This window comes from Nitrosomonas marina (genome assembly GCF_900111605.1).
Taxonomy (GTDB): domain Bacteria; phylum Pseudomonadota; class Gammaproteobacteria; order Burkholderiales; family Nitrosomonadaceae; genus Nitrosomonas; species Nitrosomonas marina_A.
In genome coordinates this window covers 21,773-38,246 of record NZ_FOIA01000006.1, presented here as the reverse complement: position 1 = coordinate 38,246, position 16,474 = coordinate 21,773, and the positions used below count along the sequence as shown (strand labels likewise).

The 16,474-nt window shown below is 47.4% G+C and carries 13 protein-coding genes; 8 read left to right on the top strand and 5 right to left on the bottom strand.

What is annotated here, in order from left to right:
* Nucleotides 1-90: 90 nt before the first annotated feature.
* The 5 genes from BMY62_RS04095 to BMY62_RS04070 all read left to right on the top strand — a co-directional run bounded on the left by BMY62_RS04095 (nt 91) and on the right by BMY62_RS04070 (nt 6,741).
* Nucleotides 91-1,044, top strand: a complete 954-nt coding sequence (locus BMY62_RS04095) for a cytochrome-c peroxidase (RefSeq protein WP_090656943.1) — start codon at nt 91-93, stop codon at nt 1,042-1,044.
* 243 nt (nt 1,045-1,287) lie between these two features.
* A complete protein-coding gene (locus BMY62_RS04090; protein ID WP_177170282.1) occupies nt 1,288-2,571 on the top strand; it encodes a hypothetical protein in 1,284 nt (427 codons plus the stop codon).
* Between the two features lie 451 nt (nt 2,572-3,022).
* Nucleotides 3,023-4,315, top strand: coding sequence for a CAP domain-containing protein (locus BMY62_RS04085; RefSeq protein ID WP_090656941.1), 1,293 nt, complete (start codon nt 3,023-3,025; stop codon nt 4,313-4,315).
* Between the two features lie 380 nt (nt 4,316-4,695).
* Nucleotides 4,696-5,430 (top strand): PEP-CTERM sorting domain-containing protein, encoded by a 735-nt coding sequence (locus BMY62_RS16325; RefSeq protein ID WP_090656937.1) that lies wholly within the window; start codon nt 4,696-4,698, stop codon nt 5,428-5,430.
* A 225-nt stretch (nt 5,431-5,655) separates the two neighbouring features.
* The gene (locus tag BMY62_RS04070; RefSeq protein WP_090656935.1) at nt 5,656-6,741 is read left to right on the top strand and encodes a methyltransferase family protein; all 1,086 of its coding nucleotides are present in this window, start codon (nt 5,656-5,658) and stop codon (nt 6,739-6,741) included.
* A gap of 112 nt (nt 6,742-6,853) precedes the next feature.
* Here the strand turns inward: BMY62_RS04070 and BMY62_RS04065 are convergent, their stop codons facing one another.
* Entirely contained in the window at nt 6,854-8,506 is a 1,653-nt protein-coding gene (locus tag BMY62_RS04065) for a diguanylate cyclase (protein ID WP_090656933.1), read from the bottom strand.
* A gap of 259 nt (nt 8,507-8,765) precedes the next feature.
* Between BMY62_RS04065 and BMY62_RS04060 the strand changes: the two genes are divergently transcribed.
* Together BMY62_RS04060 and BMY62_RS04055 are read left to right on the top strand one after the other, a co-directional pair.
* Complete coding sequence (locus tag BMY62_RS04060) at nt 8,766-9,641, top strand: alpha/beta hydrolase (RefSeq protein ID WP_090656931.1); 876 nt, start codon at nt 8,766-8,768, stop codon at nt 9,639-9,641.
* Between the two features lie 107 nt (nt 9,642-9,748).
* Nucleotides 9,749-10,195: a universal stress protein gene (locus tag BMY62_RS04055; protein ID WP_090656927.1), complete on the top strand. Its 447-nt coding sequence runs from the start codon at nt 9,749-9,751 to the stop codon at nt 10,193-10,195.
* Between the two features lie 46 nt (nt 10,196-10,241).
* Here the strand turns inward: BMY62_RS04055 and BMY62_RS04050 are convergent, their stop codons facing one another.
* Nucleotides 10,242-11,069 (bottom strand): outer membrane protein assembly factor BamD, encoded by an 828-nt coding sequence (locus tag BMY62_RS04050; protein WP_371264065.1) that lies wholly within the window; start codon nt 11,067-11,069, stop codon nt 10,242-10,244.
* Here BMY62_RS04050 and rluD point away from each other — a divergent pair.
* Complete coding sequence (gene rluD, locus BMY62_RS04045; protein ID WP_090656923.1) at nt 11,047-12,063, top strand: 23S rRNA pseudouridine(1911/1915/1917) synthase RluD; 1,017 nt, start codon at nt 11,047-11,049, stop codon at nt 12,061-12,063. The two genes, BMY62_RS04050 and rluD, sit on opposite strands and share 23 nt — an antisense overlap.
* A gap of 40 nt (nt 12,064-12,103) precedes the next feature.
* On the opposite strand, the gene BMY62_RS04040 is transcribed toward rluD, so the two are convergent.
* From BMY62_RS04040 to BMY62_RS04030, 3 genes are all read right to left on the bottom strand, one after another.
* Nucleotides 12,104-13,012: a LysR family transcriptional regulator gene (locus BMY62_RS04040; protein WP_090656921.1), complete on the bottom strand. Its 909-nt coding sequence runs from the start codon at nt 13,010-13,012 to the stop codon at nt 12,104-12,106.
* Nucleotides 13,013-13,644: 632 nt separating this feature from the next.
* A complete protein-coding gene (locus BMY62_RS04035) occupies nt 13,645-14,886 on the bottom strand; it encodes a porin (RefSeq protein ID WP_177170281.1) in 1,242 nt (413 codons plus the stop codon).
* 399 nt (nt 14,887-15,285) lie between these two features.
* The gene (locus BMY62_RS04030) at nt 15,286-16,470 is read right to left on the bottom strand and encodes a tetratricopeptide repeat protein (RefSeq protein WP_090656917.1); all 1,185 of its coding nucleotides are present in this window, start codon (nt 16,468-16,470) and stop codon (nt 15,286-15,288) included.
* Between the last annotated feature and the right edge of the window lie 4 nt (nt 16,471-16,474).

Genomic DNA, 16,474 nt, shown 5'->3' with positions numbered 1-16,474 from the left:
GGTGTTTTATTAGCCGGTTGAAACGTAATGCTTTTAATGTAAAACTGCCATTTTTTTATTTCAACGGGCATGTGCCCAAAGGGAGGTAATATGAAGCTTTTTTTTATTCTGGCGCTGATTTTCAGTGCGCAAGCGTATGCAGAGAATGGCTCTCGACAGATCGATGCAGACGATTTAAAACGATTCTTTGAACCGCTGCCGGAATCGATCATTGATGAAGAAAAAAATGCCGCATTGATTAAGCTCGGCAAGACGCTTTACCTGGACCCAAGACTTTCAGTCAACGACAAAATTTCCTGTAATTCGTGTCACAAACTGGACAGCTATGGCGTTGATAACGAACCGACATCACCGGGTCATGATAATAAACGCGGTGACAGAAACTCACCCACCACCATGAATGCCGCACTGCATATTGCGCAGTTCTGGGACGGACGTGCCAGTGACGTGGAAGAACAGGCTTTGGGACCTATACTCAACCCGATTGAAATGGGTATGCCAAACAAAGGCGCCGTGGTGGCCAAGATAAAAGCCATCGACGAATATCAGAAATTATTTTCGGAAGCATTTCCGAATACTGAATTTCCATTTAATTATAATAATATAGGGGTTGCAATCGGCGCTTTTGAACGAACGCTGCTGACGCCCTCCCGCTTTGATGACTATCTAAAAGGCGATGAAGACGCCCTCAGCCAGCAGGAGTTGGACGGTTTGAACAAATTTATCAACGCTGGCTGTACAACCTGCCACAACGGCGTTGTCGTCGGCGGCAACTCCTATAGAAAAATAGGCCTCGTGGAACCTTACGAAACGGATGACCTGGGACGGTACGAAGTGACAGGCATGGAAAGCGATAAAAAAGTGTTTAAAGTGCCAAGTTTGAGGAATATCACCCAAACAGCACCGTATTTTCATGATGGCTCAGTTGAAACCCTTGATGAAGCTATCCGCCTGATGGCCAAACATCAGCTTGGACAAGATGTCGATTCAGAATTTGTTGAAGACGTCAAAGCATTTCTGGGATCATTGACAGGCAAAGACTGACCATCCAACCATTTTGGATGTAACTATTTCCTGGGCTGGACGCACCAGCCCAGGTTTTTCACGATACAACAATGCCGGTTATTGTATGTATGCTTAGCCGGGCCAGATGCTGGCAATTTATCTTTCCATACTCTCATCAAAAAAAATTTCTCATCGAGATGCCAGCGCGATAGACTGATACAACCGTGACGATCAGGTAACTACTTCGCCAGCCGTAGAGGATGGCAGCAAAGGGAATGACAAATGAATTTTAAACGCCTTATCCTGCCTGCAACGATCATGCTGGTCGCCCTGGCCGGCTGTGCAACCGGAAAACAGGACAACGACACATCGCTGCCTGAATCGCACACTACCGACGCTTCGAATCAGCCATTTTTCAAAGCCGTGCGTAAAGTCGGGTTCGAAGATGCCGGCAGATTTATCATGGTGGAAGGCAGTCAATGCACCGAGCAGGCGAATGGGCCCGAACCGGCAACCATGTTGATCACACATGATATGCCCGCTTATGTCAACAACGGCACTGTTATACTCAATGGCTGGGATTTACGTTATCTGCACAGTGACCATGAGGTGCGTACACTGCGCGCCGACATTACACACAGCAAACTGGTGACGGGTGGTGGCGGCCCGCCTGTGCTTGTTTTTGAGGTAGCTGGTGAATTGAGTGATCAGAACTGGGATGATCCCTACGAATTTTGTGTTTATTACACAGGTCTGGGCTTCAACTCGGCATGGATCAATGCGCGTATCGAAGGCGATTACAACGGCATCAGCACCCAGGCTTTACAAATACACTCCGAAGGACCGATTGCCACACTCGAAAGTCTATGGGACAGCGGCACGCTGAAAGGCCATGACTCGATGGTCGTCATTCCCCGCGGGTTCGATTTTCAATACGACAATCAGTTTGAATGCGAATTCCGTTTTCCGCCCTGCCGCTGGAATGATCCCGCCGATCATCATCTGCGTCAGGTTGCTTACAGCCTTTTCCAGACGGACGCTTCTCCCAATCCGGACGGAAATCCGCACTGGGTTACGCAAACCATTTTCAAGGACAGTGGTACCCGCACGCACTGGGTTAGAACGCGTGCTGCGCTCATCGGCGGGGAAAGCGTAAAACTGCGTGCCAGCTTCCTGCCGCTTAATCCGCGTTCGGGAAGAACCAGTATCTGCCGTAACGGCACAGATGGCATCGTGCACACTGAAACGTTTCGCATTTATGACCTGCCCTATGACTATGCTGTTCCCATGCTGACAGGATGGAATCTCGACTATGAATGTGATCACCAGCATGTGCAGCGCGCGGGCATCTGGATACACGATATTCGTTTCGATCCTGATTCCAACGGACTTGAATATAAATTATCGTCCATTCTCAGGGACAAAAACGGCGCACCGGGTTTTAATGCGTCACACAGGATCAGTGTGCTGGGTTTTAACCGGTCGTCAATACCACCGGTAGTCGTCGATGATCGCCCGGCTCCCGATATTCAGATCAGACTGCGGAAGCAACACCTCAATCCCTGATTTTCGATATACACCCTTACTGATACCGTCATTATCGCCGCCGGCATACAGTGGCAAGTATCACGTCCTTCCTGCAACAACAGACCGGCGGTCATTCAAATGTCATACGTCGCGCATAAAATGATGGCAGACTAGAAGATAACTTAGCACTTACATGATAATTGATAATTTGATATTATTAATCAATATCATTTAATTCAATTTTAAAGTAATACATAAAATTGTGCTCACAATCCTGCCAGCAAAATATCTATTGAATCAAAACCCGAAATTGAGCTTGATAAGTCGTCCAGTTACAGGCCACGTTCATAGAAAATATCGAATACACTCCCGTTCCAAACACAGCGCATACTGATGCAGTCACCAACTGATTTTGAAGCATTTTTCTCTGTAACCACACACACGACTGCTTTAATTTATTTTTGCAACCAGACACAATGGAGGTCATGTTATGTCTCAGGCTAACGCCTATGAGCAGTATATCCTGGAAACAATCAATGCCGAGCGCGCCAAAGCTGGCGCCCAACCACTTGCTTTCAATGGCAGCCTGAATATTGCAGCCGAAAACCACAGCGCGTGGATGGATGCAACCGATACTCTATCCCATACAGGCGCAGGCGGCTCCAGCCCTTATGACCGCATGGCGGATGCTGGTTACGTGTTCTCCAGTTCATACTGGGCATATGGCGAGAATATTGCGGGCCTGAGTCTGCGCTCTCCGACCGGTTACACGGACGAAATCGATCTTGTGCATTCTTTTTTCATGGGTTCATCCGCGCACCGTTCCAACATACTGAACGACATATTCAGAGAAATTGGAATTGGCTTCACAGTCGGTCATTACTCGAATTACGACAGTATTTTCGTTACCCAGGATTTTGCCGCCACCGCCACCAATCCTTTCCTGACTGGTGTTGCATTTGAGGATCACGATGGCGATAAACGCTATGATATCAATGAAGGACTGGGCAGCTTCACGGTCAGCGCACAAAACAACGCAACCGGCACGATCTTTACCACTCAGACAGGGCTTGCCGGCGGTTACTCGCTGGAACTTGCTTCGGGAAATTACACAGTCAGCTTCTCAGGCAGCGGTTATAGCACACAGACACAGCAAATCAGCATTGGCAGCAAAAATGTCAAAATTGACCTGATTGATCCGGACACCGAGGCAAACGAACCGGAACCGAAACCTGTTCCTGTGCCACCACAAGAACCTGAGCCGTCACCAGAACCCGAGCCGTCACAAAATATCATCACGGGAAGCGCAAGTTCGGATCATTTATACGGAACACCTGAAAACGATATAATGCTTGGACTTGACGGTCATGACAAACTATTTGGCAATGCCGGCAGCGATCAACTCAACGGTGGGGATGGTCACGACACGCTATCGGGTGGTCCCGGCGCGGATATTTTGACCGGAGACTCGGGCAGAAATACGTTCATATTCGATGCGCCTTTTGTCAATGGCGACATCGATATAATCACGGATTTTTTTCCTAAAAAAGATACGATCTACCTGGACGATGCCATTTTTGCAGGCCTCAATACAGGCCGTGTCAAATCTTCCGCCTTTCACACCGGAACAGCAGCGCATGACGCCACCGACAGGATAATCTATAACGCAGACACAGGCGATCTCTACTATGACGCCGACGGCAGCGGCGGCGCGAACGCTCAGCAGTTTGCCGAGCTGACGGCCGGCCTTGATCTGTCCTACGCGGATTTTTATATCTTCTGACACGGTTCAAAGCAATCTGGATTCAAACCACATCCGTTTGTTCAGGCCAAATACCCGGCCTGAACAATTATGTGTCGAAATATTTTACACTCTTCCCGGGAGCACCCAATAAATTGGCCATTAACTGATGGCCAATTTATTGCATTTGTGTCTGTACTTGCAATTGATACCTCGGACACCCTCAAAAACAACAGAATTCTGGCGCAAATTGTCGATTTTTTTTACACGACAGAACAAGAGGTGCGGGAGGTGGGGGGGGGGAGCAATTCTTATTTTAATAATAAAAATCAAATAATTACATTATTTTAGAAAAACTGGCACAGATTATGCTTATATATGGATAGAAGAATGAGCAAATAACCTGTGTGAGGGACCTTAAAATGAAAAACAATTCAGTTACAAACAAAGCAAAACGTATCAAGGCCGCTTTAGTGGCGGGAGTTTTCGGCCTGTCCGCAACAGCGGGGGGAGTACATGCATACTTCGAACAACAGGATTTCTGGGGTGCCGGAACACAGTCGGGCGGTATTCTGACATTTGAAGATACCGCGGCCAATCAGCTGACGATTACTATCGACAACACATCGAATTTCAGCGGCATTATCACCGGCGCGGTTTTCAATATCTCGCAGGATATTCTTGCAGCATCGCTTGTTTCATTGACCGATGGCAACGGAAATGACATTTCATCATCATGGCAAGTGCTGCTTGATGTCAATAACAACATAACGCCCGGCAATACCCAGTTTGACGTTGGGTTTAACACGACAACCGGTATCAACGGCGGAATCTATAACGACGGCACCGCATCGAACACAAATAATGCATTTCCGGATATCGCGACGATGGTGTTGAGCATTACGTCACCGAATCCCTGGACATTTACGGACGTTTTAAACGACTCGATCCTGCGCACACAGCGTACTGGCGCAAATGGCAACGGCAGTGACAAAATTGTCACAAGCAGCAGCAGCGGCGGCAGCACAACCAGCGGCGGGTCAAGCACCAGCACCAGCGGTGGTCAGGTTTCAGAACCGGGCATTCTGATTTTGCTGGCTATTGGTTTGCTCGGTCAGGCGTTTGTTTTAATGAGAAGACGTCGCCTTGGTCTATAAGCATGAAATGAAAAGCGCCAGCAACGACAACCGGTTATTGTACCTGGAAATCAAAGCTGGCTCTCTAGAATAATAGCGTCAAGCAATCAATAATAATAAAGCCGCTGACGGCTGAACCTGGCGATCCTGGCTAAAAGGTCAGAGACTGGAAAATGCGCGAAAGCGCATTTTCTTTTTTTATGCGATACAATACCGTCGATTAAAGAACCATAGTCGTTCACCGGTATGCCTATTATCAGCACCTATAGCTACAACTTTTCCCAGCGCGTCAAAAACCTGTCTGCAACATTGCTGATAATCGCAGCGACTAGCGGATTTTATGCAATCATCCCGTATTATCAAAGTTATTTTTCAGTACATACACATTACTTTGGTAAAGACTATATGCACTGGCAGGTATTAGTCGTTACCACTCTCTTTTATACGTTTACCTTATTTGTATTTTATTTGACAGAGCCCGCTCCGCGGGTTTCAAAATCCATTTACTGCTTGCGCGCACTGCATAAAATAGCCATTTCTCCGGCGACCGTATGGAAAACGGGACTGCCTTTTGATGAAAGACTCGGTTTGCTCAGTATCCTGTTAAAAGCATTTTTTGCGCCGTTAATGATTGTCTGGCTGTTTTCACATACAGGGCACATGCTGGAACATGGCAGTCAGCTGTTTCAGACAATCGGAGATCCCAATACTGGCTGGCTGGCTTTATTCAACACCAGTGGTTTCTGGTTTATATTCAAGCTGATTCTTTTTCTTGACGTTCTTTTTTTTACTATCGGCTATCTTGTCGAATTGCCGTCACTTAACAATGAAATCCGTTCCGTCGACCCTACCCTGCTTGGCTGGGCTGTCGCATTGGCCAGCTATCCTCCTTTTAATGGCATGACAAGTATGGTATTTGGCGGATATTTCACTGACTTCCCACAATTTTCTGACCCGGTGGTACACGTCATTTTGAATGTAACGCTATTGATGCTGATGGCCGTTTATACCTCTGCCTCGGTTGCGTTGAATTTTAAAGCAAGCAACTTAACACACCGCGGAATTATTATGCATGGCCCCTATCGTTACATCCGCCACCCGGCATATGTCTGTAAAAATCTGGCATGGTGGATCGGCCTGATGCCGGCCGTAGCCGTCGCATGGCAGACGTCATTAACCGCCACGCTGATTACAATCGGTTCCATGGTTGGTTGGTCGGTGATTTACATCATGCGCGCGCTCACTGAAGAAAGACACTTGCGCAGCATTGACGACGAATACGACCAATATTGCGCCAGAGTCAAATACAGATTTATCCCGGGACTTGTATAGCGCAGCGAACAGAAACAGCATGCAATGTTTCAAGATGATGATAACAGCCACATTTACCACTCATACCGCCGGATCTGGTGTGTATCAATTGTATCGACAAGAAGACGCCCCGTTAGTCGCCTGAAGTGATCACCACCTGGTTACGGCCTTTCTTCTTGGCCTGATAAAGCGCTTTGTCTGCTGCTTCGCTGACACTTTTTACATCCGGAAAATGCTTGATGTCAGCTATTCCGCAGCTAAACGTGACTTTGAATTCCTTGTTGTCGCTCATATGCAGCAGGCGCGAAAACACTTTACGGATTTCATCGATCACCTTGGCCGCCTCTGGCGCGTTGGTATCGGTCATAATGACTGCAAACTCCTCACCGCCATAACGCCCGACAATATCGGTACCGCGCAAGCGCTGTTTGAGAAGCCGCGCAAGACTTTTTAGCACACGATCACCCGCCGCATTACCATAGTTGTCGTTAACTTTCTTGAAAAAATCAACATCCACCATCGCAAGCGACAGCGGCGTTTTTAACCGGTTTGAACGCACGATCTCGCGTCCAAGCTGTTCTCTGATTGCGGTGTAATTGAATAAACCGGTCAGACCGTCGCGCACCATTAATCCACGCAGTTGACGCGCGCGCTGAACGCGTCTGGTGACCGCAGAAACCAGCCGTTTTGGATCAATCGGTTTGGCCAGAAAATCGTCACCTGCCAGAAGCATGGCTTCCTGCTGGGTATTGAAATCATTTTCAGAAGATAAATACACAACCGTAACATTGAACAGACCGTCAAGCTGACGAATAACCTTTGCCAGTTCAATACCGCTACACTCGGGCAAATAAACATCAATCAAAATAACATCCGGATTAAATTCCAGCAATGTTCGCATCACCGTATTCATTTTCTCGACCGTTCTCACAATCATGCCGGACTGCTCGAGAACAGCAGCATGAAATGCCAGATCAGTGGCGCAATCGTCAACAATCAACACTCGAAAAGGTTCCTGCGTTTGCGGCACCGAAAACGAATCAAGTTGTTCGATCAACTCTGATGAATTGATCGGTTTTGTCAGATACGCAATCCCGCCTGCACGCACAGCTTCAAGCCGCGCAGCAAAATCATCATTTGAAGAAAGAAATACCACCAGCACAGGCTCTTCCATTTCCTGCTGGATTTCTTTCATGGTACGAATACCGGCCATTGCATCATCGGAAAATTCGACATTCATCAACACAATGGCCCCCGGGGTTCTTTTTATTGCCTCGCGAAAATCCTCCAGACGCCCAAAAACTTCAACTTCATAGCCATAATAGCTCACCTGTAACGCCAGTTCCTGCGCTGCCTCCTGATCATCGTCTACGACAAAAACATGACTCACTTCGTCCATATCCACCAGATAGTCATTGAACTGTTTGGCAAACGTTCTTGGAAAATCCGATGCCTGATTAACCACCAGCCGCCCTACTTCCCGTAACAGCGCGAATATCTCCGCACGCTGCTGCTCATCCAGCTGCGCTTCATTCTGCAGCGCCGCCTTCAATGTCTGTTCCAGAGAATCTGCCAGTCCGCTCAACTCACTCAAACCAAACGTTTTGCTCGTACCGGCCAGCTCATGCGCCTTGCGATGCACAATTTGCAATTTGTCTGCATGCCATTCATTCTGAAGCTGTTGCCACAATGTTTCTAAATCTTCAATTTTTCCCGGCAGTCCCTTGATAAACGTATCCGCCAAATGCTGCATCGTTTCTTGAAAATCTGCTACAGAATTATTCATAGTAGGTTACCTTATCAGTAATTAAAGATTTATTCGCTGTCCCGGCATTAAAGATTAACAACGCTGGTCGAATGTGTACTCATTATTTTCATCAGCTAAACAATGAAAACTCACTCAACCGCCTGCTTCCCTTAATAACTGGACAGGGTTTCTACAGTCTGCGCATCAACTGCAAATCGAAACAGACAGTTTTATATTCTCTGCTTGACTTTTAGATTGTAACATTAAGGCCTTACTAATCAGAACGATTAAAACGAACATGATTAAACGTATTTGGATTTATCTGATCGGAGTAATTGCGATTATTGTCGCACTCAGTTTTTTGGTCGGCGAAGTGGTTACCGGGTCTGCAGCCACTGCCACTGAAACCTTGCTGACAGATCTTCCTGTTGAATCTGTAAACATTCCGTCCACGGACGGAGCAAGTGTTCGCGGCTGGCTCGTCAATGGTAAAAGTGGCAATGGTGCAATTCTGCTGGTGCATTCCATTCGAAGCAACCGCGTTGAAATGCTGAGTCGCGCCCGTTTTCTGACTGCCCGGGGTTATCATGTGCTGATGATTGATTTGCAGGCGCATGGCGAAACACCGGGTTCCCGTATCACATTTGGTGCTCGGGAATCAAAGAATGTTGAATCGGCCATCACGTTCTTACGCCACAGGTTCCCAAATGAACGGATCGGTGCTATCGGCGTATCTCTGGGTGCGGCAGCCATCGTACTTGCCCGGCAAGACATGCGACTGAACGCTGTAATTCTCGAGTCGCTGCACCCGACGTTGGAAGAAGCTGTAGAAAACCGGCTGAGACTTTTTTTCGGAGAACCTGGCACTTTGTTTCTGCCGATACTGCTCGCTCAAATTGCTTTTTTTACCGACACGAAGACTGACCAGCTAAGCCCGATTCAACACATCAACAATCTGAATTCACCTATACTATTTATTTCCGGCACAAACGACAGACATACCACCCCATTTGAAACTGAACGCTTGTTCGCGGCTGCACGTGAGCCCAAGGAACTCTGGATAGTTCCTGGCGCAGGACATTTTAATATGCACGAATATGCAGGCAGAACATACGAGCAGGAGGTGCTGGAGTTTCTGGCCCATTATCTCAAACAGCCGGTATACGATGAATGACATACACCTTTGATCGGTCACGGTATATAATAAAACAATAAAGAAAAACAATCGGGCGCCGGGCAGTCAGTTGAAAAGCCTGACCGCACTATTCGCACCAATATGCTATGCACCATTATAAAAAGATTCTAGTAGCGGTTGATTTTTCCGACTACGGCAACCTGGTTGCCAAACAGGCTAGATATATAGCCGATACCTTCCATGCCGATCTGCATGTCATTCATGTTCTGGATAATATTCCGATGCCGGACACACCCTATGGCACCATTATTTCTCTGGACAATTCCTCTGAGGACTTACTGTTGCAGGCTGAAAAAAACAAGTTTATGCAGATCTGCGATGCATTGCAGGTCGCACCTGCTTGTCGCTGCCTGATATGGGGAACGCCTCAAGAAGAAATCACACGGATCGCACTGCAGGAAAAATTCGACTTGATAGTTGTCGGCTCACACGGCCGTCACGGGCTCGCTACCCTCATAGGATCAACCGCCAAGAATGTTATTTTCCATGCAGAATGTGATGTAATGACCGTACACTTACGCGACGATCAATAAATCGCTAGCACTCTATCAATATGATATTGATAGAGTGCTAGGGCAGTCACCAGATTTTCCACCAGGGCGGATTCTCGGTTTCATGGATATCCTCGAGAAATTCACTGTCGGGAAAGTTTTGTTTTAAAACACGTTCGGCATCGTCGCTCAGATCGTGCATACCCAGTGCGTTATATGCTTGCGCCATAATATAAAGCGCCTCTTCAGTCGCCGGTGTACGCGGATATTCCCGCACCGCAAACTGCGCCCGGTTTGCTGCAGCTACATAAGCCTTGCGTTTCATGTAGTAACGCGCTACGTGAACCTCGTTCATGGCAATCACATTTAATAAATGCGCCATACGTTGCCGCGAATCCGCAGCATACTTGCTGTCCGGAAAACGCTTGACCAGTTCCCTGAAATTGTCGAAGGATTCGCGGGATGCCTTGGAGTCGCGCTCGCTCATATCCTGCTTGAGAAAACCACGCATCATAAAACTCATTATTCCCCAGTTATCATGATAATTCGCCAGTCCCTTGATATAATAGGCATAGTCAACGTTGGGATGGTTTGGATGCAGTTTAATAAAGCGATCAGCTGCGGCGATAGCAGAGGCCGGTTCCTGATCCTTGTAATGCGCATATGCGGTTTCAAGCTGCGCCTGCTGGGCGTAGCGGCCATAGGGATATCGCGCTTCCAGTCCTTCAAACAGCTTGATTGCCGCTTCATAATTACCATTGTTCAGCTTTTCTTTCGCCTCGGTATAAAATTTGTTGGCAGACCAGTTTTGCGTGTCTTCACCCTGTTCGGGCAGCAAGCCACATGCGGACAGCACCGAAATTACTATCAACACTAAAGTTACGTGATGCAACATGATATCCTTTGTCGAAAACATGAAACCTGATGATCATTATAGCGCAAAACCTTTGCCCACCTCATGGGACAAGAACTGCGAATCCGTCATCGATTTGCTGATACCGACAGATTGCGCCGGCCTGCGCCTGGACCAGGCCCTGGCCAGACTGCTGCCGGAATGGTCGCGCAGCCGAATCCAGACCTGGATTGCGCAAGAACGCGTCAAGCTGGACAATCAATTGTGCACGGCCAAACAAAAAGTATGGGGCAATGAACATGTCCTGATTTGCCCGAACCTAACCGAAGCGTCTACAGTTCACAATGCCGAAGCAATTGCTTTGAATATCATTCATGAAGACGGTACGATTTTAGTCGTCGACAAACCCGCTGGGATGGTTGTGCATCCCGGCAATGGCAACCGGCAGGGCACCCTGCTGAATGCTTTGCTGCACCACGCACCACAACTGGAAAATGTACCGCGGGCGGGCATTGTTCACCGGCTGGACAAGGACACCAGCGGATTGCTGATCATTGCCAAAACGGTGGAAGCGCAATTCCGGCTGGTGCGCCAGTTACAACAGCGTACAGTCAAACGTGATTACCTCGCTCTGGTACTGGGTCAGGTGGATCAAAATGGCACTGTCGATGCCCCCATAGGCCGTCATCCGGTTCATCGCACCAAAATGGCGGTAACATCACGTGGAAAAACCGCACGGACGCACTACCAACTGGTTGAATCACTGGCGGGCTGCTCATTGCTGCAGTGTAGCCTGGAAACCGGCCGTACACACCAGATTCGCGTTCATATGCATTCCATTCACCACCCATTGGTGGGTGATCCCGTTTATAGCGGCAAACCTCGTAAAATATCAACAGAAATCGGACAATTGCTGACAGCATTTCCCAGACAGGCATTACATGCCTGGCAACTGGCGCTGATCCACCCTGGGAACGCACAGGAGATGTGCTGGCAGTCGGAACTGCCAAACGATCTGGCAGCTCTGCTCAATCAACTGAGACATTACCATCCCTGACATGTTCCTGTGTAACAGAGGCCGGTTTGCGCATGTTCGTTCAGGCATCTTTATCCCAATAGGGAACCGTGCCGATACGCATCAGCAGAAAATCGATAAAAGAACGCACTTTGGCCGGAACGTGACGGCTGGGAAGATAACACGCATAAACATAGCGTTCCACCGCGATATACTCCGACAGCACTGCCTGTAATTTACCGCTTTGCAGATCCTTTCCAACTGTAAAAGTAGGTAATAACGCGATACCAAGGCCGCCCAGCACCGCCTGGGACAGTGCGTCGTCATCGTTGATGCGCAAGGTTCCCGAAACGGGCACTGCAATCCCCCCCTCCGGCCCGGTAAAATTCCAGTACCCCTGCTCACCGGAAAGCGTATAGTCCAGGCAATTATGTTCAATTAAATCCTCTGGTGTTTGTGGCACACCATTTTTCTCGAAATACTCAGGCGTCGCACATAATTTTCGACGAACAGGCGCCAGCTTGCGCGCTACCAGATTAAGATCCGGTTCATTGGTAACCCGGATAATCACGTCATAACCTTCGCCTATCAGATCAACGGGACGATCAGTAATCGTCAGATCAATCCGTATTTCGGGATACCTGGACAAAAAATCCGCCAGCGCAGGCGCAACGTGAAGCGTACCAAATGCCACAGATGCGCTGACTTTCAGCATACCGCGCGGCTCAGCCTGCAGGCTGTTGACTACACGTTCCGCCTGCTCTGCCTCATCAAGGATATGTGCTGAATGCTCGGCCAGTACAGCGCCTGCCTCGGTCAAGCTGAGATCACGGGTACTTCTATTCAGCAACTGGGCGCCAAGATTTTTTTCCAGTTTTGATATTGCTTTGCTGACTGCTGAGCGCGAAATACGCATTCTGCGCGCTGCTTCAGCAAAACTGCCTGATTCTACAACGCGTGCAAAAATAACAAAAAGATTTAGATCCTGCATCACAAACTATAGCCGGTTTATTGTCAACCTAAAGGAAACAATATAATTCAATTTTTGGTACTTATCGTGTTGAATTTATGTCTGTATGATTCGCTCTAAATAAAAGATATGAGAAAGCTGAAAATAATCATTTGAGCTGATATATAAAATGTTTTTATTACAAATGGATATTGGCATTTATAAATCTGCTGTAATTATATAAACGACAGCTTATCTTATCGAGTAGTTCATTCATTTCGTTCATATTGTCAACCTAATAGAACGAGAGAATGATAAGGTTATTATCAACTCTATACAGAGTTACGTTGTTATGAGGAATAATCAGATGAGAGTAAACAAAGAATCAGATATGGCTTTAATTAAAATTATCGGTGTAGTTGCACTCATTACAGTGCTTTCTTACACATTCTTTCTGCCGACGGGTTCTGTTCTATAAGGTTGCGAACGGACTGATAAAGTATCCGGACACTCAGGATCGTGAGTATCCGGATAAATGAATTACGATTTAGAAATAAACAGCTCTAGATATCGTAATCAAAGGCCGAATGGCCAGAAAGCAGCAAAACAGGAAGAAAGTAATTATATTGCCATAATTTCTTTTCTTCCTGGTCTTTCAGAAAAAACGATTGAACTTAGAAGCGGAAGATTCCACTGACTGATAGCATGATTTGATCGTTATCCCTGAAATTATCAAAAGCATTGTTTTCCGTCGTACGGTCATACCTGACTTCCGGACGGATAGTAAAGCCCGCTATAGGCGTGTAGTTCAATCCTCCGGTCACACCAATATAATTTTCAGCAAAACTGTTTACACGGGTGCCGTCGTCATCGCGAAACCATTCCATACGCAGACCTGCAGCCAGATTATGCATGATATCGTAGAACAGATATTGATTTACGCCGTACCATTCCGCAGAACTGTTCGTTGACGTACCACTCTCCACACCCAGATCATGCTGCAATACGTAGTGCAGTCGGTCGGTGATGTCGTGCTCCAGAACGATGCTGTACATGGTGCGGTTATGGTCGTCGTGCGGGCTTCCGGTTTCTACGCTACCTGTGATCAACGATGCAGTCAACGAAGTTCGTTCATCGTCAGTCGCGTAAGCAACACTACCCAGGAAATTTACCGGCTGATTGAAATGCGCATCCCATCCAGTTACAGCACCACCTCTCAGTGTAATGTTATCGGTCAGTTGATAAGTCAAATAACCACCCGAATGCGTGAAGGGTTCACCATATTGCATGGTATAAGCATGCGAGAAAAAGAAGTTCCCAGCTGCAGGCACCACTTCATATCCAATCAGTGTATAAAAATGACCCATCGTTGCAGTCAGTCCATTACCCACTGGCAGAAACACGTTCACATAAGCCTGGGGAAACGCAAGTTTGCGCTGGTTCGTATCATTCAGAATGTTGGTATCAAAATTTGATGCTGTTGTAAAACGCGCATCGGTACCGTACAAAAGATCCGCACGGAAACCAAAACTGATTGATTTCGATGTGGTATCAACCTCCCGCTCGATATAGCCATAGACCTGATGTAATTTGAATTCATTCGGCCCATCATTAAATGTAACCGGACCATTGCCGTTAGAACTCTTTGAAGTGCCGGTATTACCTGCAAAACCGATTTCCGTCCAGCCACCGAACTTTACGCCCAAGGCCTGCATGAATGATGATTCGTTATATTTATAGCCTGTCAGGCTCTCTACCAATCCCACATCCTCATCCCCGGCGATTTCGTCTACCAAATCGGCATAACTCTGATGCCCATAGGGCTTAGTTGTGCTGGTCGTGCCTGTATCAGCATGAGCCAGCGATGAAACTAGAAACACGCCGCAGACAGCGAGCGTCAGTTCCTTCATTCTCATTTTAGTTTGCGTAACCAAAGCGTAATCCTCCCTAATTTTGAAATTCTGATTCATTATTATTTAAGGACAAAATTCGCATTCCATCCTTGAAAGATTGCGGCACGAAGAGAAAATCCATACCCTGCGCAAGGTTTAGCTTACTTAACGGCAAGTTAACACGCAAACATTTTCAACATTTCTTTCACATAATTACAACAACCTGTTGTCAAAAGTTCCCACTTTATGATTCTATTGATCAAAAAATGCCGCATCCCCAAGCATTTTCCCTTACAGCAACACATTTATGACGCTACTATTTTCCCAGAATATCTTTAATTTGCATTTTGCATTTGATGTCAGTAAAAAAACATATTTTATTAATAAATAGATTTGACCCTATTTTTACACAGTCATTTTATCCTATTCAGATGAATCGGAACCTGATTCGTTGTCCAGATCGTGCATGTCCGACTGCAATTGCCGGTAATTTGCCCGCACGCCACTTGTATTCGGGTGGTTTTCTCCCAGAACTTTCTCAAAAATCTTCAGCGCCTGTTCCAGATGATCATGGGAGTTTTTATAGTCGCCCAGCGCATGCCAGGCACCGGCCAGATTATTATGGTATGTGGCAATCTGGAGATGATCTTTTCCGTAGGTCCTGATGTCGCTGGCCAGCGCCTGCTCGAGATAGACAATGGCCTTTTTATATTCACCCAGCGCATACCAGGCCATTCCCAGATTATTGCGGTCTATCGCCACATCGGGGTGATGCTCGCCGTGGGCCTTGATATCACTGGCCAGTGCCTGTTCATAGTAGCCGATGGCTTTTTTATACTCACCCAGCGCATCCCAGATCGTGCCCAGATTATTGCGGCTCACCGACACAACGGGATGGTCTTCCCCATGCGTTTTGAGATAGCTGGCCAGTGCCTGCTCATAATACTCGACTGCCTGTTCGTAGTCGCCCAGCGTTTGCGCCAGACCGGCCAGCTCTGAAAGGAAGTCCGCTCTGTCAGGCGCCAGATGAGCAGCACGCTGGCACAAGGTGAGCGCCTGGGGATAGCGCATGGTATCCTTGGCGATCTGGCAGCGCTGGTAGTTTGTTTCTGCGGTAACGCGATTGACACCAGCCGACTGGACCTCGATCTGGTACAGCATTTGTGCGGCTTGCCGGCGATCGCCGTCAGCCAGTGCCTGTTGGGCCTGATTCAGCAGCCGACCGGATACATGGTTGCGGATGGACTCCAGTTGTTCGATGCGATTTCGCAAATCTTCGATATGCGATCGGTAATTTTGCTCGATATTCTGCAAACGGGTCTGGATAACATGCAGCTGCGCTTCTGCTTCCGAATGTTGTTGATTGTTGGCAAGTGCATTGACATAGCGCGTTTCAGCCTCATTTTCAAGACGTTTTAACCCTGCCTCGTATTGTTGCAGAGTCAATCCGATACGCACATGACTGGAATCAATGTGTAATTCACCATTGCTATTATTGCCTGCAGTCTGTTCAGGGCCGTCACCCGCTGCCTCACTGTGACCTGACGAGGTAATCAGGCTCAGCACGATCAGCACGCAGTAACTGAACAGATTTCGCAATTGTGTCATTATA